The sequence below is a fragment of the Pseudomonas sp. D3-27 genome (assembly GCF_051132165.1).
GTDB lineage: Bacteria > Pseudomonadota > Gammaproteobacteria > Pseudomonadales > Pseudomonadaceae > Aquipseudomonas.
Genome location: NZ_CP071667.1, coordinates 4619617 through 4645630 on the forward strand (window position 1 = coordinate 4619617; position 26014 = coordinate 4645630).

The 26014-nt window shown below is 60.1% G+C and carries 26 protein-coding genes; 14 read left to right on the forward strand and 12 right to left on the reverse strand.

What is annotated here, in order from left to right:
* Positions 1 to 143 precede the first annotated feature (143 nt).
* Together J3P92_RS20905 and J3P92_RS20910 are read right to left on the reverse strand one after the other, a co-directional pair.
* Positions 144 to 1511 carry a DUF1329 domain-containing protein gene (locus J3P92_RS20905; RefSeq protein ID WP_420765481.1) on the reverse strand — a complete coding sequence of 456 codons (1368 nt, stop codon included), beginning with the start codon at positions 1509 to 1511 and terminating at the stop codon, positions 144 to 146.
* Positions 1512 to 1533: 22 nt separating this feature from the next.
* Entirely contained in the window at positions 1534 to 3327 is a 1794-nt protein-coding gene (locus tag J3P92_RS20910; RefSeq protein WP_420765482.1) for a DUF1302 domain-containing protein, read from the reverse strand.
* 742 nt (positions 3328 to 4069) lie between these two features.
* Between J3P92_RS20910 and J3P92_RS20915 the strand changes: the two genes are divergently transcribed.
* Positions 4070 to 4834: an N-acetylmuramoyl-L-alanine amidase gene (locus J3P92_RS20915; RefSeq protein WP_434560595.1), complete on the forward strand. Its 765-nt coding sequence runs from the start codon at positions 4070 to 4072 to the stop codon at positions 4832 to 4834.
* 42 nt (positions 4835 to 4876) lie between these two features.
* Here J3P92_RS20915 and J3P92_RS20920 read toward each other — a convergent pair whose 3' ends face one another.
* The 4 genes from J3P92_RS20920 to J3P92_RS20935 all read right to left on the reverse strand — a co-directional run bounded on the left by J3P92_RS20920 (position 4877) and on the right by J3P92_RS20935 (position 8212).
* Positions 4877 to 5788, reverse strand: a complete 912-nt coding sequence (locus J3P92_RS20920) for an SDR family oxidoreductase (protein ID WP_420765484.1) — start codon at positions 5786 to 5788, stop codon at positions 4877 to 4879.
* 148 nt (positions 5789 to 5936) lie between these two features.
* A complete protein-coding gene (locus tag J3P92_RS20925) occupies positions 5937 to 6839 on the reverse strand; it encodes an alpha/beta fold hydrolase (RefSeq protein WP_434648927.1) in 903 nt (300 codons plus the stop codon).
* Positions 6839 to 7621 carry a class II aldolase/adducin family protein gene (locus J3P92_RS20930; RefSeq protein WP_434648929.1) on the reverse strand — a complete coding sequence of 261 codons (783 nt, stop codon included), beginning with the start codon at positions 7619 to 7621 and terminating at the stop codon, positions 6839 to 6841. The genes J3P92_RS20925 and J3P92_RS20930 overlap by 1 nt, the downstream gene beginning before the upstream one ends.
* A gap of 132 nt (positions 7622 to 7753) precedes the next feature.
* Positions 7754 to 8212: a flavodoxin gene (locus J3P92_RS20935; protein WP_420765487.1), complete on the reverse strand. Its 459-nt coding sequence runs from the start codon at positions 8210 to 8212 to the stop codon at positions 7754 to 7756.
* A gap of 154 nt (positions 8213 to 8366) precedes the next feature.
* On the opposite strand from J3P92_RS20935, the gene J3P92_RS20940 reads away from it, so the two are divergent.
* A complete protein-coding gene (locus J3P92_RS20940; protein WP_434560601.1) occupies positions 8367 to 8840 on the forward strand; it encodes a PAS domain-containing protein in 474 nt (157 codons plus the stop codon).
* A gap of 49 nt (positions 8841 to 8889) precedes the next feature.
* On the forward strand, positions 8890 to 9495 hold the full coding sequence (locus J3P92_RS20945) for a hypothetical protein (protein WP_420765489.1): 606 nt from the start codon (positions 8890 to 8892) through the stop codon (positions 9493 to 9495).
* A 7-nt stretch (positions 9496 to 9502) separates the two neighbouring features.
* Here the strand turns inward: J3P92_RS20945 and J3P92_RS20950 are convergent, their stop codons facing one another.
* Positions 9503 to 10462, reverse strand: coding sequence for a MerR family transcriptional regulator (locus J3P92_RS20950; protein WP_434648931.1), 960 nt, complete (start codon positions 10460 to 10462; stop codon positions 9503 to 9505).
* Positions 10463 to 10807: 345 nt separating this feature from the next.
* Between J3P92_RS20950 and folM the strand changes: the two genes are divergently transcribed.
* From folM to J3P92_RS20980, 6 genes are all read left to right on the forward strand, one after another.
* On the forward strand, positions 10808 to 11512 hold the full coding sequence (gene folM / locus J3P92_RS20955; protein ID WP_434648933.1) for a dihydromonapterin reductase: 705 nt from the start codon (positions 10808 to 10810) through the stop codon (positions 11510 to 11512).
* A gap of 21 nt (positions 11513 to 11533) precedes the next feature.
* Positions 11534 to 12091, forward strand: a complete 558-nt coding sequence (gene folE / locus J3P92_RS20960; RefSeq protein WP_434648935.1) for a GTP cyclohydrolase I FolE — start codon at positions 11534 to 11536, stop codon at positions 12089 to 12091.
* A complete protein-coding gene (folX, locus tag J3P92_RS20965) occupies positions 12092 to 12472 on the forward strand; it encodes a dihydroneopterin triphosphate 2'-epimerase (protein WP_420765493.1) in 381 nt (126 codons plus the stop codon).
* A gap of 97 nt (positions 12473 to 12569) precedes the next feature.
* Positions 12570 to 12866, forward strand: a complete 297-nt coding sequence (locus tag J3P92_RS20970) for a DUF1244 domain-containing protein (RefSeq protein ID WP_420765494.1) — start codon at positions 12570 to 12572, stop codon at positions 12864 to 12866.
* A complete protein-coding gene (locus J3P92_RS20975) occupies positions 12859 to 13197 on the forward strand; it encodes a HopJ type III effector protein (RefSeq protein ID WP_420765495.1) in 339 nt (112 codons plus the stop codon). Before J3P92_RS20970 ends, J3P92_RS20975 begins: the two co-directional genes overlap by 8 nt.
* A 180-nt stretch (positions 13198 to 13377) precedes the next feature.
* On the forward strand, positions 13378 to 14628 hold the full coding sequence (locus J3P92_RS20980) for a 2-aminoadipate transaminase (RefSeq protein WP_434648937.1): 1251 nt from the start codon (positions 13378 to 13380) through the stop codon (positions 14626 to 14628).
* A 193-nt stretch (positions 14629 to 14821) separates the two neighbouring features.
* Here the strand turns inward: J3P92_RS20980 and trxB are convergent, their stop codons facing one another.
* Positions 14822 to 15784 (reverse strand): thioredoxin-disulfide reductase, encoded by a 963-nt coding sequence (trxB, locus tag J3P92_RS20985; RefSeq protein ID WP_420765497.1) that lies wholly within the window; start codon positions 15782 to 15784, stop codon positions 14822 to 14824.
* Positions 15785 to 16096: 312 nt separating this feature from the next.
* Here trxB and cysZ point away from each other — a divergent pair, with 312 nt between their 5' ends.
* Positions 16097 to 16852 (forward strand): sulfate transporter CysZ, encoded by a 756-nt coding sequence (gene cysZ / locus J3P92_RS20990; RefSeq protein ID WP_434607736.1) that lies wholly within the window; start codon positions 16097 to 16099, stop codon positions 16850 to 16852.
* 64 nt (positions 16853 to 16916) lie between these two features.
* Entirely contained in the window at positions 16917 to 18092 is a 1176-nt protein-coding gene (locus J3P92_RS20995; protein WP_420765499.1) for a glycosyltransferase family 4 protein, read from the forward strand.
* A gap of 56 nt (positions 18093 to 18148) precedes the next feature.
* On the opposite strand, the gene J3P92_RS21000 is transcribed toward J3P92_RS20995, so the two are convergent.
* The 3 genes from J3P92_RS21000 to J3P92_RS21010 form a co-directional block, all read right to left on the reverse strand.
* Positions 18149 to 19252 carry an NADH:flavin oxidoreductase gene (locus tag J3P92_RS21000; protein ID WP_434648939.1) on the reverse strand — a complete coding sequence of 368 codons (1104 nt, stop codon included), beginning with the start codon at positions 19250 to 19252 and terminating at the stop codon, positions 18149 to 18151.
* A 189-nt stretch (positions 19253 to 19441) separates the two neighbouring features.
* A complete protein-coding gene (locus J3P92_RS21005; protein WP_434648941.1) occupies positions 19442 to 19924 on the reverse strand; it encodes a glutathione peroxidase in 483 nt (160 codons plus the stop codon).
* Between the two features lie 122 nt (positions 19925 to 20046).
* Complete coding sequence (locus tag J3P92_RS21010; protein ID WP_265066092.1) at positions 20047 to 20532, reverse strand: FKBP-type peptidyl-prolyl cis-trans isomerase; 486 nt, start codon at positions 20530 to 20532, stop codon at positions 20047 to 20049.
* Here J3P92_RS21010 and J3P92_RS21015 point away from each other — a divergent pair.
* The 3 genes from J3P92_RS21015 to J3P92_RS21025 all read left to right on the forward strand — a co-directional run bounded on the left by J3P92_RS21015 (position 20501) and on the right by J3P92_RS21025 (position 23937).
* Positions 20501 to 20839 carry a DUF3565 domain-containing protein gene (locus J3P92_RS21015; protein WP_420765502.1) on the forward strand — a complete coding sequence of 113 codons (339 nt, stop codon included), beginning with the start codon at positions 20501 to 20503 and terminating at the stop codon, positions 20837 to 20839. The two genes, J3P92_RS21010 and J3P92_RS21015, sit on opposite strands and share 32 nt — an antisense overlap.
* A gap of 89 nt (positions 20840 to 20928) precedes the next feature.
* Entirely contained in the window at positions 20929 to 23028 is a 2100-nt protein-coding gene (gene pta, locus J3P92_RS21020) for a phosphate acetyltransferase (RefSeq protein ID WP_420765503.1), read from the forward strand.
* Positions 23029 to 23937, forward strand: a complete 909-nt coding sequence (locus J3P92_RS21025; protein WP_434648943.1) for an acyltransferase — start codon at positions 23029 to 23031, stop codon at positions 23935 to 23937.
* Between the two features lie 170 nt (positions 23938 to 24107).
* Here the strand turns inward: J3P92_RS21025 and cysN are convergent, their stop codons facing one another.
* A complete protein-coding gene (cysN, locus tag J3P92_RS21030) occupies positions 24108 to 26006 on the reverse strand; it encodes a sulfate adenylyltransferase subunit CysN (RefSeq protein ID WP_420765505.1) in 1899 nt (632 codons plus the stop codon).
* Positions 26007 to 26014: the final 8 nt, after the last annotated feature.

Here is a 26014-nt window from a genome sequence, read left to right on the forward strand (position 1 = left end):
CGAGGTCCCTTTTATTGTTGTTCCTTCACCCTAGACCGGTGTCGACTACCTTAGGAGAAGTATTCAGCGCGCTGATTGGCGGCCATAAAAAAAAGACCGGCAACTCGGTTGCCGGTCTTCCTTTCGCTGTCCCGCCAGTAGGCTTACCGGACCCCACTCGAACGCAACGCCGCCGGGGTATAGTCAGCTGCCCGAGCCTCGAACCCATATACGTAGGCGTGTTTCTCTTCGTTCTTCATGCCCAGCGCGATGTAGCGGCCGGCGATGATGTCGTAGAGCGCCTCGAGGGTGTAGCCCGGGTTCTGATGGTCGTAGTAGAACTGGGCATGCCCCTCTGCCACGCGCCACAACTGGCCGCGACCGTCGTAATGGTCCACCAGCGCCGCTTGCCAGCTGTCCTCGTCGATGTACATGTGACGCTTGGCGTAGATATGCCGCTCGCTGGGCTTGACCGTCCCGACCACTTCCCACACCCGGTGCAATTCGTAGCGGGTCAGGTCCTGGTTGATGTGGCCGGCCTTGATCACGTCATCGTACTTGAGGCTTGGCGAATCGAGCTTGTAGCTGTTGTACGGGATGTACATTTCCTTCTTGCCGATCAGCTTCCAGTCGTAGCGGTCCGGCGCGCCGGAGAACAGGTCGAAGTTATCGGAGGTGCGCAAGCCGTCGGCGGCCGTCCCCGGGCCGTCATAGGCCACCTGCGGGGCACGTCGCACCCGGCGCTGGCCGGCGTTGTAGATCCACGCCAGGCGCGGTTCCTTCACCTGGTCGAGCGTCTCGTGTACCAGCAGCACGTTACCGGCCAGGCGCGCCGGCGCCGTGACCTCCTGCTTGAAGTAGGTCAACACGTTGCTGGCTTTTTCCGGGTCGGCGTCCTTGATCAGGAACGGCACGGCGATCTCTTCTTCGAAGCGGATCGGCGTGAAGCTACCGTTGGTCTGTGGCGTGGCCTGGGTGATGACGCGCCGCAGGTTACCGCCGTGGTACCGGGTGATGTGGTTCCACAGCACTTCCACGCCGTTTTTCGGGATCGGAAACGCGTAATACCGGTTGCCGGTGAAGTTGGCCAGGCCGTTGCCGTCGTTGATGGCGTTCACATTGAGCGCGCTGCGCTTGGCCGCCTCATAGATCTCCGGCGGCAGGCCGACACTGCGATGTGTCGGGTAGACCGGGATCTTGTAGGTTTCCGGGTAGCGCTTGAACATCGCGACCTGGCCGTCGGACAGCTTGTCCTTGTATTTGTCCACGGTCGCGGCGGTGATGGTGAACAGTGGTTTTTCATTGGCGAACGGATCGGCCAGGAAGCCTTTGCTGTCCACGGCGCCAGCGTTTTTCGGAATGCCGCCGGTCCAGGCCGGGATCGAGCCGTCAGCGTTGCCGGCCTTTTCCGCGCCCAGAGGCGTAAGGCTGGTGCCCAGCTTATTCGCTTCCTCCGGCGAGACCGCCGCCATCACGTTCACGGCCAGCAGGCTCAGGGCCAGGGCACCGCATTGCAGGATCGTCTTGCGCATTGGGTTTTCCTTGTCAGCCAGATCAGAAGTTCACGCCGAAGCTCAGCGCGAGGAAGTCGCGGTCTTCGAGAACGTTGTAATCGCCGCCGAAGAAGTCGGTGTAGCTCAGACTGGCGGTGTAGGTATTGCGATAATCGGCATCGACGCCGACGCTGACGGCCTTGGCGCCTTCGTTGAACAGGCCGTTGGGCCCATAGCCGGCCACATCGTGGGACCAGGACACGTTGGGCTTGAAGTTGACCCCGCCGATGACGTTGGAGTAGTCGAGAATCGCCCGAGCGCGGTAGCCCCAGGACGTCGACGTGACGAATCCATCGGTGTCACCGTTGAAGCCGTACTGGCCATAGACCGAGTCGCGGCCGTAACGCAGCTCGTCTTTCGACTCGAGACCACCGACATGCACGACCGCCGCCTCGCCTACCACGGTCAGGCGATCGGCGCCCAATACCTGGTCGAAGAAGTGGGTCAGGGTGCTCTGGAGCTGGGTGACTTCCTTGCGGCGGTAGCCGGTGTTGTCGGCGCCCGGCGAGGTGGCGATGGGGGACGCGGCGCCACCGGCGATCGGGTTGACCAAGGCGAGCGTCAGGTCATTGGTGTTGACCTGCACCGGTGCATTGGGGCGATAGCTGATCTCGCCGGTCCACGCAGTGCCTGTCGGCAGCGTGGTGGAGAAGCTCGCGCCGTACAGGCGGATGTCTTCAGGGTATTCAAGATAATACCCACCGCGACCCAGCATTACGCTTTGTGCCAGTCCCGCGCCGCTGCCCGGAGCAATCCCCTCGGCTATCGCAATCATGCCGGGCAGCGCGGACAACGTGGACAGTCCGGCCGTAGTGGTGCCCACGGTAGGCGTACGACTGTGGTAATTCATGAAATACAGGCCGTACTCGGTGTCATCGCCGAGCCAGCGCAACGCCGTCCCCCACTGGCCGGAATCCCGCGCATCGCGGTCACCGCCGCGGGGAATCACAACCCCTTCGCTGGTCACCTGGATGCCCTGGCCAAATGCCTCGGTCAGCGGTACGAACGGCGCAATCGCCGGGCTGCCTACGGTGTAACCAGTGGTGCATCCATCCGCCACCACATCGTTGCCGAAGAACGTACCGCAGTTATCGACGACCGTCTGGTCCCACTCTATCTGGTAGAAACCTTCGACAGTGAGCTTGTCCGTCAAGCCCTGGGAAGCAAACAGCATGTTCACCGGGATCAAGCCTTCCTTGATCTCCGCGCCCGGACGACGGAACGCAGACACGTCCACCGGGTTGATGCTGTTGATGGAGTTACCGATGAAGGTACTTTCACCCCAGCTGACCACCTGCCTGCCGGCGCGCACGGTGCCGGGCAAATCGGCGATGGAATAGTTGTGATAGACAAAGGCATCGAGAATCTGCGCGCCCGATGACTTGGCGCCTTCTTTGCGATTGCTGTCGCTGATGTCCTTGAACTCCCGGTTTTCGTCCTTGAGTTCGAAGTCGTACCAGTACTTGCCGCGCACGAACACACCGGTGTCGCCGTACTTGAGTTCCAGGTCGTGCAAGCCCTTGAAGATTTTCGAGAAGGTCTCGCCTTTCTTGAAGTTAAGTCGCCCATCGTCACCGGTGGAGGATTGCCCTCTCCCCCCGTTGACCGTACCGACCAGATCCTTGTCGGCATCGCGCATGCCCCAGCTCGCGCCGACGGACAGAGAGGAGTCGAACTGCCCCTCGATCTCGCCAATGTTGAAAGAAACGGCCTGCGCCTGGGCACAGCAACCCAAGGCCACCGCGACGGCCAGCGCCTGCGGCTTGAAGATGGCGCGCATTGTTATTGTTGTCATGCGTCTTCCCCGGTGAGTGACAGAGCCTTCACCCTACTGCCGCCGGCATTGGGCGATAAGCGCACCAAGGGGGTATTCGCGCTGTACCCCAAAAGGATTACTGCCCGTGCGGGAACGGCTTATGCGGCAAGCATGAACGGACTGGATGATGGGTCATCAATGCCGCGCATGACCAACATGGTGCTCGCAACTGTTGCGCGCACTGCAACAGTGCATGTCCGTAACCGGACTGTTTCCTACAGCCTGCGCCTACTATGCTGGCCGGGCTTGCAGGACAACGGGCCCGCAAGCACAAGTCGCCTGGCGTCCCCCGCGCCTGACGCACCGTCATTCGGATGGATTGCGCATCAATCCATCGTCCCCGTGTACAACTGACGTTGATTTGTAGCTCCTTTCCAACGTCATGCTTAGGCCGCTGCTTTTGCAGCGGCCTTTTTTATTTGTAGGTTATTTTTCTCGATAAAAACTTCTCGATTCCTACAACACCTAGGTAATCCCTCAGCTGCCGAGTTCATTTAATTAACCATTATCTATTTTCGCGACGGGACGCCAGGAATAGCTATTTCGGCCATTCAAACTCTTCCTATCTATCTAACCCTCACTGCCATTAAAAAATCCTCAACCACCTAGCGCCAGTTCCTACAACAAACCGAGAACCCAACTACGCGCACATAAAAATTTCACTGTTACGCTGAAGTCAATCGCAGCACTTCGCTTCGATTTTCATCAGTGGATTATTGATATGCAGATAAACAATACAAGTTATCGCTCTAGAAAAGGTTTTAATAGCCGCATTCGCTTTCTGGTCTTCCATTACACAGCCGGCAACTTCGCCTCTTCCATCACCGCACTGACCGGTCCTTCGGTCAGTGCTCATTACCTTATCCCCGACTTTGCCGACCCCACTTACTTGAAGGCTGGCTTTAAAGAGCCACAGATCTTCAACCTTGTAGACGAAAACCAGCGGGCCTGGCATGCCGGTGTGAGCAGTTGGGGCAACCGCAGCAATTTGAATGACACTTCGATTGGCGTTGAAATTGTCAACCTGGCCACCGACAACCAAGGCCAATTTACCTTTCCGCCCTATAAGGCCCAGCAAATCGAGGCCATCGAGTATTTGGCATCCGACATTCTCAAGCGATATCCGGACATCAGCCCGGTCAACGTGGTGGCGCATTCGGACATCGCTGCGGGGCGAAAAAGCGACCCGGGCCCGATGTTTCCTTGGCGCGCGCTGTATCTCAAGGGAATTGGGGCTTGGTTTGACGATTGCACCCAGAAAACTTACATGCAGGCATACCAAACCCAGGGAATCCCGCTTCGCGAACAATTGCTGGGATTATTCAGGAGGTATGGCTATGACACGTCGGCGGCCACCACAACCGTAGGCTTTCAACGACTCGTACGCGCCTTCCAACTGCACTTCCGCCCGGCCAAGTATGACGGTGTGATGGACATCGAGACCGCCGCGAACCTGGCTGCCCTGGTGAAGAAATACTTCCCCTGAACCGGTCACCGCTGCTGACGGCAACCGGTCCGGGCGATGGGTTTAAACGGCGTAACGCTGCAGGTTAGCCATCATCTCTTTCAAGGCTTCGAGGTTGTCATTCGGGTGAACAGCATCCTGGAAGTCGCAGATCTGCTGCCAGTGGGCGGCGACGTCTTGCGGCGAGAAACCTTCGCGCGGGTCGAACCCCGCGCCGAGGCTGCGCTCCCAGCGCACCTTGCCCATCCAGCCGCCGCCCACTTCGAACAATCCGGAGGTTTCCTGGCAGGCTTCACTGGCCAGGTACACCACCAGTGGGCTGACCAGTTCAGGCTTGAGTTGCTCGAACACTTGCGGCGGGATCAGGCCTTCGGTCATGCGGGTGCCGCCGGTGGGAGCGATGGCATTGACCAGGATATTGTTCTTGCGACCTTCGATGGCCAGGGTGCGAGTCAGGCCATAGAGACCAAGCTTGGCCATGCCGTAATTGGACTGGCCAAAGTTGCCGTAGATGCCGGACGTGGAAGCCGTGAAGATTACCCGGCCATAATTCTGCTCGCGCAAATGCGGCCAGGCCGCACGAGTAACTTTGTAAGCGCCTTCGACATGAACGCGATACACCAGGTCCCAATCGGCATCGTCCATTTTGTGAAAAGTCTTGTCTCGCAGGATACCGGCGTTGTTGACGACAACATCAACCCTGCCGAACACGTCGAGGGCATTCTGTACTAGCTTGTCGCCATCGGTAACCGAATCGTGATTGGCTTCGGCAACGCCGCCGGCTTCGCGAATTTCACTGACCACCCGATCCGCCGCCGAAGCGTTGGCTCCCTCCCCCTGCGCCGAACCGCCAAGATCGTTGACCAGCACTTTTGCGCCATGCCTGGCGAACAACAGCGCATGGGCGCGACCCAGGCCGCCACCGGCTCCGGTGACGATCACCACTTTATCTTCGAAGCGCACAGAATCATTCATGGGCAGAACTCCAACAGGCCGATAGGACATTGCCACGAGTCTCCTGTACAAGCCGACCAGTCACAATCAACAAGGGAGAAAGTGAATAGCAGCCGATAAGGTGCAGGGATGATGCCCCGGTTGCGCTACGTCGCCCTGAAAGCAAGCGTCAGGAACACGCCAGTTGCCGGGAAGGCGCAGCGATGGCTTCACGAAACGCGAGGTAATGCTTGAGCACCTGTACAGGCGCCTCGGTGTGGGGGTAGTGACCAATATCGGGCAACAACACTGTGTCGGGATTGGGAACCAGGGCTTGGTAGCGCGCCACCATATGCGCGCCGGAAATGGGATCGAACGCCCCATCGATCACCCGCATGGGCACCTCGCCGCGCAGCATCGCGTTGACCCAGCGATCACGCTGCGCGCGCCGCTCCGGGATATAGGCAATGAGTTTGTGCATGATCCGAGGCCCGCGATGGGTTTCGACCAGGCTCCAGTAATCATCCAGTTCACTCTCGGTGGGAGCAGTCCAAGGGCCGAAGATCCGTCGGAAACTCTTGACCAGGCCATCCCTGGAAAACGCCCGGCCGATCAGCCAACCCAGAGGGCTGAGCAACAGTTTTTGCATCAGCACCGGACGATGGGTTTCCGGGAATAAACCGCCATTGAGAAAGGTGCAACTGGCGACATTGGCACGTGCCTCGCCATGCCGGGCGATAAGCTCCTGCGCCACACTGTCGCCGTAGTCATGGGCCAGTATATGGATCGCTTGCGTCACATTCAGGTGGGCCAGCAATGCCTGTTGCAGATCAGCCTGTTCGAGCAGGCTGTAGACATGGTCCACTGGCTTGGCGGAGTCACCAAAACCGAGCATGTCGCAGGCAATCACCCGATAACGTTGTGCCAGCGGCTGCCAAAGGTAGTGCCAATCCCAGCTTGCGGTAGGGAACCCGTGGATTAGCAGCAATGGCTCGCCGTGCCCGGCAGTCCAGTAACGGATAGCGTGGCCACGGAACATGAACGTCTGGCCGCGCTGGCGCCAGATACGCAAGGGGATCTGGACCATGGGCATCAGCTCTTATAACTCGGATCTTGCAGGTCGAGTTTGCGCAGGAGCGCCGGCCAGGCCAACGCGCCTCCCATGCCCTGGCCGCTCTTGGTCACGCCGGCCACCATCGCACGGGCACCGGCCAGCACCTGCGGCTCGATGGCAATCAGCTCGGCGCCGCCGGTCTGGGCAAGGACCTGGATTTCGCAGGCTCGCTGGAAAATGAACATCATCAGGAACGTATCGGCAATCGTCCCGCCGCAGGTCAGCAGGCCATGGTTGTGCAACATCAGGAAGTTGTTCTCACCGAGGTCAGCTTGCAGGCGGACTTTTTCCTCAGGATTCAAAGCCACCCCTTCATAAGGGTGGTACGCCACGCTCGACAATACGAACAACGACTGCTGGCTGATCGGGAGCACTCCTTGCTTCTGCGCCGACACCGCGACGCCGGCGGCGGTGTGGGTGTGCAGCACACACGCCACGTCGTGCCGCACCTCGTGAATCGCGCTGTGGATGGTATAGCCCGCGGGGTTGATCTCGTAGGGGCTGTCCATCAGCTTGTTGCCAGCCTGATCGATCTTGACCAGGTTCGAGGCGGTGATTTCCTGGAACATCAAGCCGTACGGATTGATCAGAAACTCTTCCGTGCCAGGCACCTTCGCAGAGATATGGGTGAAGATCAGGTCGTCCCAGCCATGCAGCGCGATCAGCCGATAACAGGCCGCCAGATCGACTCGGGTTTGCCATTCGGCTGCACTGACCTGATCCTTGATGCCGGCTGCCGATTGAAGGGACGCTACGCTCACGGCTATGACCTCTCTCTGGCTTCTTGTTATAAGAAAACGTCCACTTCTTCGTGAACAAGAAAACCAGTCTAGTCAGCTCCAGCGAGGGCGGTAGTTGCATTGGCAGCCAGCTTACTGGCCGAGCGGGTCACATCAGGCCGGCTTCAATTTGCCGATCAACTCCTTCAGCCAGGGTTCGGCATCCGACTCAGGCGTAACGCTTTCACTGGCATCCAAGCGCAACATAGGCAGTACTTGCTGCACGCCCAGCTCGGCGAACAATTCACACATCTGCTCGCCGCCGCCGCAGAACGTGTCGCCATAACTGGCATCACCCAGGCCGATGACAGCGCCAGGCAAGCCGCGGAACGATGCGGGCAACTGGTCGCGAATCATTGAGTACAGCGGCATGAGGTTGTCCGGCAGCTCACCCATGCCCGTTGTCGACGTTACGGCCAGCAACGCTTGTGGTCCGAAGGACAGGATATCCGCCAAGGTTGCCCGCGGATTAAGGAAGGTTTCGAAATCGGCATCACGCAACATTGTTTCGGCGTGGCGGGCAACTTCTTCGGCCGTGCCGTATACGGAGCCGGAAAGAATCGCGACTTTCATCAATCTGATCCTGAAGCTGAATAGAAGACCGGAATAGTAACAGGCTGCGGGTGAAAGCTGCGATTGACTCTCAACACCAGACAATGGCAAATAGACATCGCTGGACGTTCTTTTTTATAAAGCATTTATTCGGCTGCTCAACAGGGAAGGTTTCATGATCAACGCTCATCTGATGCAATTGGTGATCAACGCTTCGAACGACGGGATCGTCATCGCCGAGAAGGAAGGCGAAGACAACATACTGATCTACGTGAACCCTGCATTCGAGCGGCTGACTGGCTATAGCAGTGACGAAATCCTCTACCAGGACTGCCGTTTTTTGCAGTCGGGTGATCGCGACCAGCCTTCCCTCGAATTCATTCGCACGACGTTGAAGCAAGGCGGCTCCTGCCGGCAAATCCTGCGCAACTACCGCAAGGACGGCACACCTTTCTGGAACGAGTTGTCGCTGTCCACGGTGAAAAACGAGGCTGACGGCCACACCTATTTCGTCGGTGTGCAAAAAGACGTAACGGCCCAAGTGAAGGCTCAACAGCGCATTACCCAACTGGAAGCGGAGTTGGCTGAAGCCCGGGAAACCGTCGCGCGCCTCCATGCGACGAATGGCGAAAACAAAACCGCGAATTAGCGGTCAGTCACTACAATCACCGGTGAAAGTAATTTTTTTCGAGCACCTTATGCAGCGCGACGCCCTTCTCACCCAGGATGAGCTGGATTTCATCCGGACCATGCAGCACAACCCGCAGTTGAACGAGCGGGATGTCACGTCGAGCTTGCTGGTAAACGGTGGGTCGCAGATCCGTGATCTGCTGACACGCCTGGCGGCGAATGAACAGGTCACGCTGCAGGCCAATTTCGAAAATCAACAGATGACCTTTCCGTTACAACTCGTCGAAGATGAATTCCACGCGATGCACCTTCGCCTGGGTGTGCCGAGCATCTATGAAGAGGGGCCGAAGGTGCGCCCGTGGCGCCTGACGCTTGATGAGCCGGTCGCCCTGGAGAACGCCAAGGGCCAGCCAGGGCCCTTATGGGTGCACGAGGTCTCTTGCAAAGGCGTATTGCTGGAAATACGCAATCGCACCAAGCCGCCCAAGCAATTCGCCCTGTGGTTCAGCCCGTCTGGCTATGAAAGGATTTCTCTTCGCGGGACTTTCGAACGGGAAACAGAGCAAGGCATGTATGCCTATCACCTGGCCCAGCATGACCAGGACGAAACCGAGCGCCTGCGCCAATACATCCTGCAACAGCACCGCCTGACCCATCCGGCGATGCACTTCTAAACGCGGTTCACGTATCCAGGTTACCCGCCAGGAACTGATGCAAGCGCTGCCCCATCACCGAACCCTCATTTCCCAGACAAGCGATCGGCGATCCCGCCAGGCTTTCCTGTGCCAGGTCGGAGGCTTCGCCGGCCAGCAACAGGGGACAATCCAGGCCCATCGCCAATTTGGTCAGCCGCCTGGGCAATTCGGCGGCCGGTGCATGATTGGAGACCAGCACCAACGCCAACGGCCGGATCTTCTGGCAAACCAGCGTCAGTTCATCAAAGGGCTGCCCGACGGTCATGACCCGCACGCCCACCTCTGCCTTGGAAACGAACAGCGCTGTTACCAGCAACTCCAACTCCCGGCATTGACCAGCAACGGCACTGACCAGCACTCGCCGCGAGGTTGCCTCACGCTTGAGCAAGAGACGGTGCATGACCCGCGAACGCAAGAAACCGTCGAAGAACAGCCATTCGCTGGTATGCCCGAACTCATGCTGGCGATGCAGCAGGTCTCGCCAGAGCGGCATCAGAATGTCCTGGAATACCACGGGCTCGGCGTAACTCGAGAAAATCTTTCCGTAGACACGATCCAGTTCGATGTCGTCAAAATTGCCGACCGCATCCGACACCTGCTGCTGCCAATCGCTGTAATCGGCACGAACCAGATCGGGTGAAATAAACTTGGAGACTGGCCGTACCGATTCGGTTTTCGCAAGGATCTTACCCACCTTGCTCACGGCGACCCCGCGCTCGATCCAGGCGAGAATGCTCCGCACCTTTTCGATATCGATCAAAGAATACAAGCGATGCCCGCTTTCGGTGCGTGTGGGCTGGATCAGGCCGTAGCGACGCTCCCATGCACGCAAGGTCACCGGGTTGACCCCCGTCAACCGGGCGACGTCCCGAATCGGAAGCAAATCCTCGCGGGTCGAAGCGACAGATGCCTGAGAAGGGTGGTTTTCCTCGACTATCGCGCTCATTTGCCTGGATTTCCCAGCTGGAAAATTGGATCCCAGTTTACCCCTTTCCCGCCATGGGCTGACAAGGATAAACACGTCCGCCCTGCGGATTCGTTGTTTATTGCTCGAAAGCAACAATGCTCGCGCACCCTGCTGCCAGGCGCAGCCCAACGCCCACGGGGCGTTTTTCCCATAGCGCTCGTTACAAAGCGAAACAAAATGTCTGGGTCCCCGGTCAAGGGAACCGGTCTCGAAATCGTTAACCCCTGACAGCGCCCCAGCGCTGTACTCGTCTTTACGCATAGGAGGCGCCGGCCGTCGCTGTTATAGTTTTTGCTTGTGCCGCGAACCGAGCCGAACCGTCCCATGTCCACCGCCCCGATCCTGATCACCGGCGCAGCCCAACGCGTCGGCCTGCACTGCGCCCGACGTTTATTGGAGGACGGGCAGCCGGTCATAGCCACTTACCGCACCGAACGCCCGGGCGTGCAGACGCTGCGGGACCTGGGGGCCACGGTGCTGTTTGCCGACCTTGCCAGCGAACCGGGAATCCTGGCGTTCATCGATCTGCTCAAGCAGCACACCGACCAGTTGCGAGCCGTCGTGCACAACGCCTCGGCCTGGCTGGCAGAAACGCCGGATAGCGAAACCACCGCGTTCAACGCCATGTTTGGCGTCCATATGCTCGCGCCTTACCTGATCAACCTGCATTGCGCCGAGCTTCTGCGTCGTTCGGTCCCAGCGGATATCGTGCACATCAGCGATGACGTGACACGCAAAGGCAGCAGCAAGCACATCGCCTATTGCGCCACCAAGGCCGGCCTGGAAAGTCTGACGCTGTCATTTGCGGCGAAGTATGCACCGGCCATCAAAGTCAACGGTATCGCCCCGGCCCTGCTACTGTTCAATCCCGGCGACGACCCAACCTATCGTGCCAAGGCCCTGGCCAAGTCCGCGCTGGGTATCGAGCCCGGCAGCGAAGTCATGTACCAGAGCTTGCGTTATCTGCTGGATAACTCATATGTCACCGGCACGACCCTGACGGTAAATGGCGGGCGGCACATCAAATAGTCACGGTTCGAGGAAGTATCCATGGCGCTTTCGCCCCAGCATTACCGTGAGATCCTGATCGGCCTGGGCGAAGACCCGGAGCGCGAAGGCCTGCTGGATACTCCGGTGCGCGCGGCCAAGGCCATGCAGTACCTGTGTCATGGCTACGAGCAAAGCGTCGAGCAGATCGTCAACGGCGCTCTGTTTGCTTCCGACAGCGATGAAATGGTGATCGTCGCCAACATCGAGCTTTATTCACTGTGCGAACATCACCTGCTGCCCTTCATCGGCAAGGCCCATGTGGCTTATATTCCAACGGGCAAGGTCCTGGGGCTGTCGAAGGTCGCCCGGCTGGTGGACATGTTCGCCCGCCGCCTGCAAATCCAGGAGAATCTCACCCGGCAAATTGCCGACGCCGTGCAGGAGGTCACCCAGGCTGCCGGCGTTGCGGTGGTGATCGAAGCCCAACACATGTGCATGATGATGCGCGGTGTGGAAAAACAGAACTCGACCATGAACACCTCGGTGATGCTCGGTGCCTTTCGCGAATCCAGCACCACGCGTCAGGAGTTTCTGCAATTGATTCGACGGAGCCAATAAATGCCTCAACTTCAACCCGCCATGGCGCGTATCAAGGTCAAGGACCTGCGCCTGCGTACGTTCATCGGCATCAATGAGGATGAAATCCTCAACAAGCAGGATGTGCTGATCAACCTGACCATCCTCTACGCGGCTCAAGAGGCCGTGCGCGACAACGACATCGACCACGCCCTGAACTACCGCACCATTACCAAGGCAGTCATTGCCCATGTGGAAGGCAATCGCTTCGCCCTGCTCGAACGCCTCACCCAGGAGTTGCTGGACCTGGTCATGGCGAACGAGTCGGTGCTGTACGCCGAGGTCGAAGTCGACAAGCCACACGCGTTGCGCTTCGCCGAGTCCGTATCGATCACGCTCGCAGCAAGCAGGGCTACTCCGTAGCCGCCAACAGTCTCAAGCTGTAACCTTCAAGCCTGAACGCCGCAAACCAACTAGCAGCTTGAAGCTCGCCGCTTGAAGCTGTCTCGCAGAGACCCTCATGAACGACCAACAACGCCTCGAACTTGAAGCCGCCGCTTTCCGCCGGCTGGTTGCCCACCTCGACAGCCGCAAGGATGTGCAGAACATCGACCTGATGAACCTCGCCGGTTTCTGCCGCAACTGCCTGTCCAAGTGGTACAAGGCCGCCGCCGATGAGCGCCAGGTCGAGGTCAGCCTCGATGATGCGCGCGAAGTTGTCTACGGCATGCCCTATGCCGAATGGAAAGCCCAATACCAGAAAGAAGCCAATGCCGAGCAGCAAGCGGCGTTTGCCAAAGGAAACCCCGATGCTTGACCTGAACACTTTCCGCGCCAGCCTCGAGAGCGGTGAGCATGTCTTTGCCGACACCCTGGCGTTCATTGCCGAAGGCTACGACTACCAGCCCCAAGCCTTCGACAACGGTGGCGTGAAGAACGCGGCCGGGCAGAACGAAGGCTCCTGCAAGACGTTGGGCCTGGCACTGCTTGAAGGCTTGAGCGACAAAGAGGCGCTCCTGGCATTCGGCGAGCACTACCGTTCGGTACTGAACACGCCCGAAGGCAGCGACCACGGCAATATCCGCGCGCTGATAGCCCACGGGTTGGCGGGGGTGAAGTTCGAAGCCCAGCCATTGCAACGCCGCTGATTCACCCGCTGTCGTAGCGAGGGAGCTTGTTCCCTCGCTACGGGGAATACGTCTCAAGTTAAGTGGCACCTCACCACATCCCGACTTTTATGATTGACCCGGCGACTTTATTTCGTTTGCTGGGCACTGCTTCTCGCGGCTTAGATAAGGCAAATCCTTTCTTCTTCCGAGCCGTCATCCATGAGCCGCGACAGCATCAGCCAATCGATTTCCTTCGTTCACCCCGTCAGTCTCAGCCACGGGAAAAATGCCGAGGTCTGGGATTGCGACGCCAAGCGCTATATTGATTTCGTGGGTGGCATCGGCGTGTTGAATCTGGGGCATTGTCATCCTCGCATCGTCGAGGCGATCCGCGAGCAAGCCACCCGCCTGACGCACTACGCCTTCAATGCCGCGCCCCACGCGCCTTACGTCCAATTGATGGAGCGCCTGGCCGCATTCATCCCGGTCGGTTATCCGGTGAGCGGCATGCTGACCAACAGCGGCGCCGAAGCGGCTGAAAATGCCTTGAAGATCGTGCGCGGCGCCACGGGACGCACTGCCGTGATTGCTTTCGACGGCGGCTTCCATGGGCGAACCCTCGCCACCCTCAATCTCAACGGCAAGGTCGCGCCGTACAAACAGAAAGTCGGCGTACTGCCCGGACCGGTCTATCACCTGCCCTACCCCAGCCACGACAATGGCGTGACGTGCGCCGAAGCGCTGAAAGCCATGGACAGGCTGTTCAGCGTCGAGATCGATGTAAACGACGTGGCCTGTTTCATCGTCGAGCCGGTGCAGGGCGAAGCCGGTTTCCTGGCGATGGACGTGGCGTTCGCCCAGGCGTTGCGGCAGTTCTGCGACGACAAGGGCATCGTGCTGATCGTCGATGAGATCCAGTCCGGTTTCGGCCGCACCGGCCAGCGCTTCGCGTTCTCGCGACTGGGGATCGACCCGGACCTGATCCTGCTGGGCAAAAGCATCGCTGGCGGTGTCCCTCTGGGGGCGGTGGTAGGGCGCAAGTCGCTGATGGATAACCTGCCAAAGGGTGGGCTCGGTGGGACCTATTCTGGCAACCCCATCGCCTGCGCCGCCGCGCTGGCAACGCTGGATGAAATGACTGACGCCAATCTCCACGCGTGGGGCGCACAACAGGAAGAAGCGATCGTCAGCCGCTACGAGTCGTGGCGCCGCCGTGGGCTGTCGCCGTACCTGGGCCGCCTGACCGGCGTCGGCGCCATGCGCGGGATCGAACTGGCCCACGCCGATGGCACCCCGGCCCCGGCACAACTGACACAACTGCTGGCCCTGGCACGTGAGTCGGGCCTGCTGCTGATGCCCAGTGGTAAATCGCGGCACATCATCCGGCTGCTGGCGCCGTTGACGACCGAAGCGGCGGTGCTGGAAGAGGGCTTGGACATCCTGGAGGCGTGCCTGGCGGAACTGGCCTGATCAAGGTTTTCCTGACCACACATAACCTTGTGGGAGCGAGCCTGCTCGCGATCGCGGTATATCAGCCAACACCGACATTGACTGGTTGACGCCATCGCGAGCAAGCTCGCTCCCACAGAAACCGCCTATGAAGTTGCGTTAAATACCAAGCACAAAAAACCGGCCGAAGCCGGTTTTTTTAATGCCCGATGAATCAGAACGAAACGTTCTGCAGGCCGTCCAGGTAACGTTCGGTGTCCAGAGCCGCCATGCAACCAGCGCCAGCCGAGGTGATGGCCTGGCGGTAGACGTGGTCGGCCACGTCGCCGGCGGCGAAGATACCTTCGACGCTGGTGGCGGTAGCGTTGCCGTCGCGGCCACCCTTGACGACCAGGTAGCCGTCCTTGAGCTCCAGCTGGCCTTCGAACAACGAAGTATTCGGCGTGTGGCCGATGGCGATGAATACGCCGTCAACCTTGATTTCTTCGAAGCTGCCATCGTTGTTCTTCAAGCGCGCGCCGGTCACGCCCATGTTGTCACCCAACACTTCGTCCAGGGTCGCGTTGAGCTTGAGGATGATCTTGCCTTCGGCGACGCGGGCGTTGAGCTTGTCGATCAAAATCTTCTCGGCGCGGAATGTTTCGCGACGGTGAACCAGGGTGACCGTGCTGGCGATGTTGGCCAGGTACAGCGCTTCCTCGACCGCGGTGTTGCCGCCGCCGACCACCGCCACGGGTTTGTTGCGGTAGAAGAAACCGTCGCAGGTAGCGCAGGCCGAAACGCCTTTGCCCATGAACGTTTCTTCCGATGGCAGGCCCAGGTAACGAGCGCTGGCGCCGGTGGCGATGATCAGGGCATCGCAGGTGTAGGTCGCGCTGTCGCCGGTCAAGGTGTATGGCTTGGCGGCGAAATCCACGGCATTGATGTGGTCGAAGACGATCTCGGTCTCGAAGCGCTCGGCGTGTTCTTTCATGCGCTCCATCAAGGCCGGGCCGGTCAGGCCGTGGACGTCGCCTGGCCAGTTGTCGACTTCGGTGGTGGTGGTCAATTGACCGCCGGCTTGCATGCCGGTGATCAACAACGGCTTGAGGTTGGCACGTGCCGCATAAACCGCGGCGCTGTAACCGGCAGGGCCGGAACCGAGAATAATCACACGCGAATGACGGACTTCAGACATGACCTGCTCCTGTTGACCGGACCCTGCGGCCCGGAACGCCGGCTGAGCGGCGGGAATAAAAAAAGACTGTTGATGCACTTGGGGAAGGCTTGGGTTCGACAGTCCTGTAAAAAGAATGGGTGCAGCGTATCGAGGGACCGAAGATTAAGGAAATACGGTTTAACAATCCAGCTCATAGGTGAGCTCTATCCGCCGCGACGTCGCCGATAGCGACAAACCTGCGCTAAACCTTTGTTACACGCCGTGTCGCGACTTTCCCGCACAAGGCAAAGTCGGTAAGGTCGGGCGCGTCCACTACCCTTGGAGCCACTTATGCCCGCCCCCGTCCTGTCCGGCCCGCAATATTTGCGCGAAGGGCTCAAATTGGTCCTGAGCCCCAGCCTGCGCCTTTTTGTTCTGCTGCCGCTCGCTGTCAACCTGGTGCTGTTCGTCGGGCTGATCTACCTCGCCGGCCACCAGTTCAGCTTGTGGGTCGACACGCTGATGCCGTCGCTGCCGGATTGGCTGAGTTTCCTGAGCTATGTCCTGTGGCCTCTGTTCGTCGTCCTTGTGGTGCTGATGGTATTTTTCACTTTCACGATGCTTGCCAACATCATCGCGGCGCCTTTCAACGGTTTTCTCGCCGAGAAGGTCGAAGTGGTAGTACGCGGCACGGATGATTTCCCAGCGTTCAGTTGGGGCGAGTTGGTCGCCATGGTCCCGCGCACCCTGGCTCGAGAGGCGCGCAAGCTCGGTTATTTTCTGCCCCGGGCCCTGGGGCTGTTCGTGCTTTCGTTCATCCCGGTGGTCAATCTGGTGGCCGCGCCACTGTGGTTGCTGTTCGGGATCTGGATGATGGCGATCCAGTACATCGACTACCCGGCGGACAACCATAAGCTGGGCTGGAACGAAATGCTCGCCTGGCTGCGGGAAAAGCGCTGGCAGAGCCTGGGTTTTGGCGGCAGCGTGTACCTGGTGCTGCTGATTCCCTTCGTGAACATTCTGATGATGCCGGCGGCGGTGGCCGGGGCGACGTTGTTCTGGGTGCGAGAGCAAGGCGCCGAGACGGCGCTGGCGCGTCAGGGCTGACCCGGTCACAAATCCGTCATCCTGACGTCACACTGGCGAAACGGCCCCGGTCGACACTGGGGCCATGACCACACTCCTGCACGTTACGCTCGTCACCGAAACCTTTGCGCCGGAAATCAATGGCGTAGCCAATACCCTGGGTCGTCTCCATGACGGTTTGCGCGCCCGCGGGCATCGGGTAGAACTGATTCGCCCTCGCCAGGCGGGAGACCAGGGTCTGACCAGTGATGACCAATTGCTGCTGTGCCGGGGCTGGCCATTGCCGGGGTATCCGGGTTTGCAGTGGGGACAGGCTTCGATGCACAAGCTGTTGCGGCGCTGGAAGCGTCATCGCCCGGACGTGTTGTATATCGCCACCGAAGGGCCGCTGGGCTTGTCTGCGTTGCGTGCCGCGCGGCGCCTGGGTATTTCGGTAGTCAGTGGCTTCCATACCAACTTCCAGCAATACACCCAGCAATACGGCCTCGGCCTGCTGAGCCGTGGGCTCACGCATTACTTGCGCTGGTTCCATAACCGCTCAAGCCTGACGCTGGTGCCCAGCGTCAGCCAGCGCCTGGAACTGGAACGCCGGCATTTCGAACGCGTGGCATTGTTGTCCCGTGGCGTGGATAGCCATTTGTTTCATCCGGCCAAACGCTCAGCCGCCTTGCGCAAGAGCTGGGGCCTGGATGATGACGCTATCGCGGTGCTTCATGTGGGACGCCTGGCGCCGGAAAAAAACCTGGCGCTGCTCAAACGCAGTTTCGACACCCTGCGCAGTGCTTTTGCGACACGGCAAATCAAACTGGTGATCGTTGGAGACGGCCCACAGCGGCTCGCTCTCGAGCAACAACTGCCCGAGGCGATATTCTGCGGGGCGCAACGTGGCGAAGCGCTGGCCGCCCATTACGCGTCCGGGGATGTGTTTGTCTTTCCGAGCCTGACCGAAACCTTCGGCAACGTTGTGCTGGAAGCACTGGCATCCGGGCTGGGCGTGGTGGCCTACGACCAGGCCGCGGCGGCGCAGCACATCCGTCATGGCTATAACGGCGTATTGGCGATGCCTGGGGATGAAGAAGCATTTTGCGACGCGGCCCGTTGGCTGCTGGAAGAGCCAGAGGCCTTGCGTTGCGTGAGGCTCAACGCGCGCCAGCATGCCAGCCGCCAGGGCTGGGGGGCGGTGATCGAGCAGTTCGAGGCGTTATTGCGAAGCGCTTGTGTCGGCGAGCAGGTGCTGCCTGCTGCGCCGACTGTGCGTTGATTATCCGATGATGCCGAGGCAGCCATCGCGAGCCTGCTCGCGAAGGCAGACGCCGCTTACACCAAGGTCATCAACGCCTCGCGACTGAACGGCAGGATGTCCTGCTCACGCCCGTCACGCACTTTCTGCGCCCAGTCGGGATCCACCAGCAGAGCACGGCCCACCGCCACCAGGTCGAACTCTTCCTTGTTCAGGCGCTCCAGCAGGTTTTCCAGGCTGGCCGGTTGGGCAACCTTGTCGGTATTGACCATGAACTGCAGGAACTCGCCGTCCAGGCCGACACTGCCGACGGTAATCGTTGGCTTGCCGGTGAGCTTGCGGGTCCAGCCGGCCAGGTTCAGGTCCGAACCGTCGAACTCAGGCTCCCAGAACCGACGCGTGGAGCAATGGAAAATATCCACGCCGGCATCGGCCAACGGCTTGAGGAACGCTTCCAGCGCCTCAGGCGTCTGCACCAGGCGCGCGGTGTAGTCCTGCTGCTTCCATTGAGAAAATCGGAAAATGATCGGAAAATCTTCGCCCACCGCAGCGCGCACGGCGCGGATCAGCTCGATGGCGAAGCGCGAACGGTTGGCCAGGTCGCCGCCGTAACCGTCCGTGCGCTGGTTGCTGCCTTCCCAGAAAAACTGATCCACCAGATAGCCGTGGGCACCGTGGATCTCGACGCCGTCCATGCCGATACCCTTGGCATCTTTTGCCGCTTGGGCGAAGGCGGCGATGACTTCGTCGATGTCTGCCTGGGTCATGCCGTGAACCACGACCTGGCCATCCTTGAGCTTTTCAGTCGGGCCATAGCCTGGTACGGCGCCGTCCGGCTCGGTACCAAGGCGTCGGACATTGCCTACGTGCCACAGTTGCGGAACGATCTTGCCGCCTTCGGCGTGCACCGCATCGACTACTTTCTTCCAACCCGCCAGCGCGGCGTCACCGTAGAAATGCGGTACGTTCGGGTAGCCATTGGACGCCTTGTGACCTACCGTCGTGCCCTCGGTGATGATCAGGCCCACCCCGGCCGCCGCGCGACGACGGTAATACTCGATCACCTTGCTGTTCGGTACGCCGCCCGGCGAAAAGGAACGGGTCATCGGCGCCATCACGACCCGGGTCGGCAGCTGGAACGTGCCGAGCTGAAAGGGTTTGAACAGGGCTTGTACAGGCATGGGGCACTCCACGGGATCGGTCACGGTTCATATATGACGACGATAATATGAAGCTGAAGCAGAGCTGGGTAGCACTATTGATTGGAGTGATTAAGGATCAGAAGGGAGCCGAGAGAACGCTTTTGTTTTGAGGCCCGCAATACGTGGCGAGGGAATGTATCCTCTCGCCACAAAGGTTCGCCTGACGGTTTAGCTCAGGGCTTTTTCGATCGCCTGGATCACCGCAGGATCATCGGGCGGCGTGCGCGGCGAGAAACGCGCCAGCACCCGGCCGTCCTTGCCGAGCAGGAATTTTTCGAAGTTCCAGGTAATGTTTCCAGGGAACTCGGCGCCCTCGCCCGCCAGCAGACGATAGAGCTGATGACGTTCTTGACCGTTCACTTCCAGCTTGCTGGACAGCGGGAACGTCACGCCATAGTTGAGGCTGCAGAATTCCTGGATTTGCTGATCGGTTCCAGGCTCCTGTCCGGCGAACTGGTTGCAGGGCAGGCCCAGCACACTGAAGCCCTTGTCCTTGTACTGCTGGTAGAGATTTTCCAGCGCCGCGTATTGAGGCGTCAGGCCACATTTGGAGGCAACGTTGACCACCAGCACGACTTGCCCTTTGAACGGTGCCAGAGGAAGCTCCTGACCATCCAGGGTTGTCAGTTTAAGGTCGTGGAAAGCACTCATGACGAAACTCCAGGTTTGCAGATCTTTTCGATACAGCCATGGGTGATGCTAACAGCAAGCGACTAAAAAGGCGCCGTATGGCGCCTTTCCAGTTCACTGTTTCCTTGAACGTAGCGCAGGAATCAGTGGTGATGGCCGCCTTCGCCATGGACGTGGCCATGGGCAACTTCTTCCTGGCTGGCGTCACGGATATCGACGATCTTGACTTGGAAGTTCAAGCGCTGGCCGGCCAACGGGTGGTTGCCGTCAACGGTGACGTCATCGCCGTCCAGGTCGCGAATGGTGACGATCTGCATCTGGCCATCCGGCGCCGAAGCGTGGAACTGCATGCCGACTTCCAGCTCATCCACACCTTCGAACATGCTGCGGCTCAGGGTGCTGACCAGTTCGGCGGAGTACTCGCCGTAGGCGTCTTCCGGCTCGACGGTCACGTTCAGCTCGTCGCCGGTGGTTTTGCCTTCGAGGGCTTTTTCCAGGCCCTGGATGATGTTGCCTGCACCATGCAGGTAGACCAGCGGAGCGCCGCCGGCAGAGCTGTCGATGACCTCACCAGCGTCGTTGGTCAGGGTATAGTCGATGGAGACAGCCTTATTGGCGGCGATCAGCATGGGGCGAGACCTTTTGCATAAGAATGAAGAACGGACAAGTCTAAACAAGGATTTGCCCGAAAGCGAACGGAACCCGGACAAACGGGCTAGCTCGAACAGACCAACGGTCACGGGTTTCCGCCAGGATGAGGACGGACACTGGGTCGTCGAGCTGTCTTGCGGCCACACCCAGCACCTGCGCCACCAGCCACCGTGGCAATCCCGGGCCTGGGTACTGGACCCGGCGCAACGTATTGAAAAAATCGGCCAGCCCTTTGCTTGCGGCTGGTGCGCTCAAGGCCCGGTTAGCGATAACCTTGGCGACTGAATTGTGGGTAGATGACCAGTCATAGGTCGCGCCCTGGTGCCCTGTTTCGCAAATACAGGGCACTGGCCATGCACCCTTAGAGAATCCGCATGCAAACTTTTTTTATCGCACCCACCGATTTTGGCGTGGGCCTGACCTCCATCAGCCTCGGGCTGGTGCGTACCCTGGAACGCGCCGGGCTCAAAGTCGGCTTTTTCAAACCCATTGCCCAGCCTCATCCTGGCGATACCGGCCCGGAACGCTCCACCGAACTGGTGGCCCGCACCCACGGCCTCAAGCCACCGCAACCGCTGGGCCTGGCTCACGTGGAGCGCATGCTCGGCGATGGCCAGCTCGATGAGCTGCTGGAAGAAATCATCACCCTCTACCAGCAGGCCGCCGTCGGCAAGGACGTACTGGTCGTAGAGGGCATGGTCCCGACCCGCAGCGCGAGCTACGCCGCCCGGGTCAACCTGCACCTGGCCAAGAGCCTGGACGCCGAAGTGATTCTGGTGTCGGCGCCGGAAAACGAAGTGCTGACGGAGCTTTCCGGTCGCGTCGAGTTGCAGGCACAACTATTTGGCGGCCCCAAGGACCCGAAAGTCCTCGGCGTGATCTTGAACAAGGTTCGCACCGACGAAAGCATGGAGGCGTTCACCGCGCGCCTGAAGGAACATTCGCCGTTGCTGCGCAGCGGCGACTTCCGCCTGCTCGGCTGCATCCCGTTTCGCCCCGAGCTCAACGCCCCGCGTACCCGCGACGTGGCCGACCTGATGGGCGCGCAGGTGCTCAATGCCGGCGACTACGAAACGCGGCGCATGAGCAACATCATCATTTGCGCCCGCACCATGCGCAACACCGTGGAACTGCTCAAGCCCGGCGTACTGGTGGTGACCCCTGGCGATCGCGACGACATCATCCTCGCCGTGAGCCTGGCGGCGATCAACGGCGTACCGCTGGCCGGCCTGCTGCTGACCAGCGACACCCTGCCCGATCCACGCATCATGGACCTTTGCCGCGGTGCGTTGCAGGCCGGGTTGCCAGTGCTGTCGGTGAGCACCGGCTCGTACGACACCGCCAATCTGCTCAACGGCTTGAACAAGGAAATCCCCATCGATGACCGCGAACGCGCGGAAATCATCACCGATTTTGTCGCCAGCCACCTGGACGCCCGATGGCTGCACCAGCGCTGCGGCACGCCACGGGAGATGCGCCTGTCACCGGCGGTGTTCCGCTATCAACTGATCCAGCGCGCCCAGGCTGCCAACAAACGCATCGTATTGCCGGAAGGCAGCGAACCGCTGACAGTGCAAGCCGCCGCCATTTGCCAGGCGCGGGGCATCGCCCGCTGCGTGTTGCTGGCAAAACCGGCCGACGTCGAGGCCGTGGCCCGCGCCCAGGGTATCGAACTGCCGCCGGGGCTGGAGATTCTCGACCCGGATGTGATTCGCGAGCGTTACGTCGAGCCCATGGTGCGGCTGCGCAAGAGCAAAAGCCTGAACGCCCCCATGGCCGAGCAGCAACTGGAAGACACCGTGGTGATCGGCACCATGATGCTGGCGCTGGATGAAGTGGACGGGCTCGTCTCCGGCGTCATCCACTCCACCGCCAACACCATCCGCCCGGCGTTGCAATTGATCAAGACCGCGCCGGGCTGTTCGCTCGTGTCGTCGGTATTCTTCATGCTGTTTCCCGAGGAAGTGCTGGTGTATGGCGATTGCGTGATGAACCCGCACCCAAGCGCTGCGGAACTGGCCGAGATCGCCTTGCAAAGCGCCGACTCCGCCGCGGCGTTCGGCATCACGCCACGGGTCGCGATGCTCAGCTATTCCAGCGGTGAGTCGGCCAGCGGCGAAGAAGTGGAAAAGGTCCGCGAAGCAACGCTGCTGGCCCATGAGGCGCAACAGGGGCTGTTGATCGACGGCCCGCTGCAATACGATGCCGCCGCCAACGAGGCCGTGGCACGGCAACTGGCGCCCAACAGCCAGGTCGCAGGTCGGGCCACCGTGTTCATTTTCCCGGACCTCAATACCGGCAATACCACCCACAAGGCCGTGCAGCGCAGCGCCGATTGCGTCAGCCTCGGGCCAATGCTGCAAGGTCTGCGCAAGCCCGTGAATGACTTGCCGCGTGGCGCCCAGGTCGATGACATCGTCTACACCATCGCCTTGACCGCGATTCAAGCCGCCAACCGACCTCTGGATATTTAAATGCTGGATTTCCTGCCTCCCCCTGTACGGGGCGTAATCGCCTCGCTGCTGTTGGCGTTGAACACCATCGCCTGCTGCACGCCGCTGTTCATCGTGGCGATCTTCAAACTGTTGCTGCCCTTCCCCGCTGCCCAGCGTATTACCGACTGGCTGATGAGCCATATCCACGAAGCCTGGATCAGCAACAACAAGGCCTGGATGAACCTGTTGCGCCGTACCCGCTGGCATATCAGCGGGCTGGAAGGCCTGGACTACCAACACTCATATCTGGTCACCAGCAATCATCAAAGCTGGGTCGACATCATGGTGTTGCAGTACGTGCTGAACCGACGCATCCGACCGTTGAAGTTTTTCCTCAAGCAAGAGCTGATCTGGGTGCCGGTGATTGGCCTGGCCTGGTGGGCACTGGGCTTCCCGTTCATGAAGCGTTACTCCAAGGCTTACCTGGAAAAACATCCGGAAAAGAAAGGCAAGGACCTGGAAACCACCCGCAGGACCTGTGCGAAATTCCGCAACAACCCGGTGGGTATTTTCAATTTCGTTGAGGGCACGCGCTTCACCGAAAGCAAGCATGCCCAGCAGCAATCACCGTTTCGCTACCTACTCAAGCCCAAGGCCGGCGGCATCGCGTTTGTGCTCGATGCGATGGGCGAACAATTGGAGTCGATCATCAACGTGACGATTCATTATCCGGGCGGCCGCCCGGGGTATCGGGATTTGCTCTGCGGCAACGTTGGCGAGGTGGTGGTGCACTTCCAGGAGCTGAAGATACCGCCGCAGTTCATTGGCAAAAGCTACGACCAGGACGGGGAATATCGCCTGGAGTTCCAGGGTTGGATCAACCAGCTGTGGCAGGACAAGGATGCATTGCTTGAGCAGATGCATCGGGAATATCCCGACAAGTTTTGAGCTGGCTGCACCGGCCTCATCGCGAGCAAGCTCGCTCCCACAATGGTCACTGCTGAGGCAAATACCTGTGGGAGCGAGCTTGCTCGCGATGGCGTCCCTCCAGACAACAAAAAAGCCCGCCGATGATCACTCATCGGCGGGCTTTTACTTGCCGCTTGCAGCTGTTTCCCTTAGATCGCGCCACGCTTGCGCAGCAGATCCAGCACTTGCTTGACGCTTTCTTCCAACGTCAGCGACTGGGTGTCGATCACCAGGTCGGCATCCAGCGGCACGTCGTATGGGAACGACTCGCCCGGAATGTTATCGCCGGCAGCCGCGTACAGCCCTTGTGGATCACGCTGGGCACATACCGTTGGCGAGGCCTGGACGTAGACGGTCACCAGGCGCTCGCGGCCGATCAAGTCCTTGGCCTGTTCACGGCCTTCGGCACTCGGCGCGACGAACGCAGCCAGGGTCAGCAGGCCGGCTTCGTTGAACTGACGGGCGACGTGAGCCGCGCGACGCCAGTTCTCGGTACGTCCGGCACGGTCTTGCGGCAGCCCCTTGTTCAGGTCGTGGCGCAGGTTCTGGCCATCGAGTACAAACACCGCACGGCCCATGTCGAACAGCTTGCGCTCCACCGCATAGGCCAACGTGCTCTTGCCCGCGCCCGACAGGCCGCTGAACAGCACCGTGGCCGGCTGCTGGCCGAAGCGCTGGGTACGTTCTTCCACCGACACATGGGCCAGTTTGCCGTGGTGCGTGCTGCTGCCGTGGGCCAGCGGCTGGGCCACGATCATGCCCGCGCCCACGGTGCCGTTGGTCAGACGGTCGATGACGATGAACGCGCCAGTGGTGCGGTTGCTCTCGTAACCGTCCAAGGCGATCGGCGCATCCAGGGCGATCTTCACCTTGCCGATTTCGTTGAGTTGCAACGCGCTGGCCGGACCTTCCTCGAGGGTGTTCACATCGACTTTGTTGACGATGCTGGCAATCGAACCGGGCACGTAGCTCGTGGCGCGCTTGATGTCATATTTCTTGCCCGGGAGCATCGGCTCCTCGGCCATCCACACCAGCATCGCTTCGAAGCTGTCGGTGACCGGCGGGACATTGTCGGCATGCACCAGCAGGTCGCCACGGGAGATATCAATCTCGTCTTCCATGGTCAGCGTGACAGCCTGACCCGGGCCGGCGTGCTCCAGCTCGCCTTCGAAGGTGACGATGGATTTCACGCGGCTGCTCTTGCCGGAAGGCAGCACCACCACTTCGTCGCCCTTGTGCACGATGCCGCTGGCGAGGGTGCCGGCGAAACCGCGGAAGTTCAGGTTCGGACGGTTGACGTACTGCACCGGGAAACGCAGGTCGGTGAAGTTGCGATCGCCCGCCACTTCCACGGTCTCGAGGATTTCCATCAGCGACTGGCCGGTGTACCACGGCGAGCGCTCGGACTTGTTCACCACGTTGTCGCCCTTGAGGGCCGACATCGGCACGAAGTGCATGCTGGTGGGCTTCATCTTCAAGCCTTCGGCGAACTTGAGGTAGTCGGCCTTGATCGACTCGAACACGCCCTGGTCGAAGTCCTTGAGGTCCATCTTGTTGATGGCCACGACGATGTGCTTGATGCCTAGCAACGAGGCGATGAAGCTGTGGCGACGGGTCTGGGTCTGCACGCCGTAGCGGGCATCCACCAGGATGATCGCCAGGTCACAGGTGGAAGCACCGGTGGCCATGTTGCGGGTGTACTGCTCATGGCCGGGGGTGTCGGCGATGATGAATTTGCGCTTGGCGGTGGAGAAATAGCGGTAGGCGACATCAATGGTGATGCCTTGCTCGCGCTCGGCCTGCAGACCATCGACCAGCAACGCCAGGTCGATATCGTCACCGGTGGTGCCGACTTTCTTCGAATCACGGGTAATGGCTTCCAGGTGATCTTCATAGATCATCTTGGAGTCGTGCAGCAGGCGCCCGATCAGGGTGCTCTTGCCGTCATCGACGTTACCGCAGGTCAAAAAGCGCAGCAGCTCTTTACGCTCGTGCTGGCCCAGGTAGGCGAGGATGTCCTCGCTGATCAAATCAGATGCGTGCGACATGACAACCC

Excerpts from the sequence above, each read along its gene's own strand:
- J3P92_RS20905 (WP_420765481.1), bottom strand. The coding sequence starts at position 1,511 with ATGCGCAAGACGATCCTGCAATGCGGTGCCCTGGCCCTGAGCCTGCTG.
- J3P92_RS20910 (WP_420765482.1), bottom strand. The coding sequence starts at position 3,327 with ATGACAACAATAACAATGCGCGCCATCTTCAAGCCGCAGGCGCTGGCC.
- J3P92_RS20915 (WP_434560595.1), top strand. The coding sequence starts at position 4,070 with ATGCAGATAAACAATACAAGTTATCGCTCTAGAAAAGGTTTTAATAGC.
- J3P92_RS20920 (WP_420765484.1), bottom strand. The coding sequence starts at position 5,788 with ATGAATGATTCTGTGCGCTTCGAAGATAAAGTGGTGATCGTCACCGGA.
- J3P92_RS20925 (WP_434648927.1), bottom strand. The coding sequence starts at position 6,839 with ATGCCCATGGTCCAGATCCCCTTGCGTATCTGGCGCCAGCGCGGCCAG.
- J3P92_RS20935 (WP_420765487.1), bottom strand. The coding sequence starts at position 8,212 with ATGAAAGTCGCGATTCTTTCCGGCTCCGTATACGGCACGGCCGAAGAA.
- J3P92_RS20940 (WP_434560601.1), top strand. The coding sequence starts at position 8,367 with ATGATCAACGCTCATCTGATGCAATTGGTGATCAACGCTTCGAACGAC.
- J3P92_RS20945 (WP_420765489.1), top strand. The coding sequence starts at position 8,890 with ATGCAGCGCGACGCCCTTCTCACCCAGGATGAGCTGGATTTCATCCGG.
- J3P92_RS20950 (WP_434648931.1), bottom strand. The coding sequence starts at position 10,462 with ATGAGCGCGATAGTCGAGGAAAACCACCCTTCTCAGGCATCTGTCGCT.
- folM (WP_434648933.1), top strand. The coding sequence starts at position 10,808 with ATGTCCACCGCCCCGATCCTGATCACCGGCGCAGCCCAACGCGTCGGC.
- folE (WP_434648935.1), top strand. The coding sequence starts at position 11,534 with ATGGCGCTTTCGCCCCAGCATTACCGTGAGATCCTGATCGGCCTGGGC.
- folX (WP_420765493.1), top strand. The coding sequence starts at position 12,092 with ATGCCTCAACTTCAACCCGCCATGGCGCGTATCAAGGTCAAGGACCTG.
- J3P92_RS20970 (WP_420765494.1), top strand. The coding sequence starts at position 12,570 with ATGAACGACCAACAACGCCTCGAACTTGAAGCCGCCGCTTTCCGCCGG.
- J3P92_RS20975 (WP_420765495.1), top strand. The coding sequence starts at position 12,859 with ATGCTTGACCTGAACACTTTCCGCGCCAGCCTCGAGAGCGGTGAGCAT.
- J3P92_RS20980 (WP_434648937.1), top strand. The coding sequence starts at position 13,378 with ATGAGCCGCGACAGCATCAGCCAATCGATTTCCTTCGTTCACCCCGTC.
- trxB (WP_420765497.1), bottom strand. The coding sequence starts at position 15,784 with ATGTCTGAAGTCCGTCATTCGCGTGTGATTATTCTCGGTTCCGGCCCT.
- cysZ (WP_434607736.1), top strand. The coding sequence starts at position 16,097 with ATGCCCGCCCCCGTCCTGTCCGGCCCGCAATATTTGCGCGAAGGGCTC.
- J3P92_RS20995 (WP_420765499.1), top strand. The coding sequence starts at position 16,917 with ATGACCACACTCCTGCACGTTACGCTCGTCACCGAAACCTTTGCGCCG.
- J3P92_RS21000 (WP_434648939.1), bottom strand. The coding sequence starts at position 19,252 with ATGCCTGTACAAGCCCTGTTCAAACCCTTTCAGCTCGGCACGTTCCAG.
- J3P92_RS21005 (WP_434648941.1), bottom strand. The coding sequence starts at position 19,924 with ATGAGTGCTTTCCACGACCTTAAACTGACAACCCTGGATGGTCAGGAG.
- J3P92_RS21015 (WP_420765502.1), top strand. The coding sequence starts at position 20,501 with ATGGAGACAGCCTTATTGGCGGCGATCAGCATGGGGCGAGACCTTTTG.
- J3P92_RS21010 (WP_265066092.1), bottom strand. The coding sequence starts at position 20,532 with ATGCTGATCGCCGCCAATAAGGCTGTCTCCATCGACTATACCCTGACC.
- pta (WP_420765503.1), top strand. The coding sequence starts at position 20,929 with ATGCAAACTTTTTTTATCGCACCCACCGATTTTGGCGTGGGCCTGACC.
- J3P92_RS21025 (WP_434648943.1), top strand. The coding sequence starts at position 23,029 with ATGCTGGATTTCCTGCCTCCCCCTGTACGGGGCGTAATCGCCTCGCTG.
- cysN (WP_420765505.1), bottom strand. The coding sequence starts at position 26,006 with ATGTCGCACGCATCTGATTTGATCAGCGAGGACATCCTCGCCTACCTG.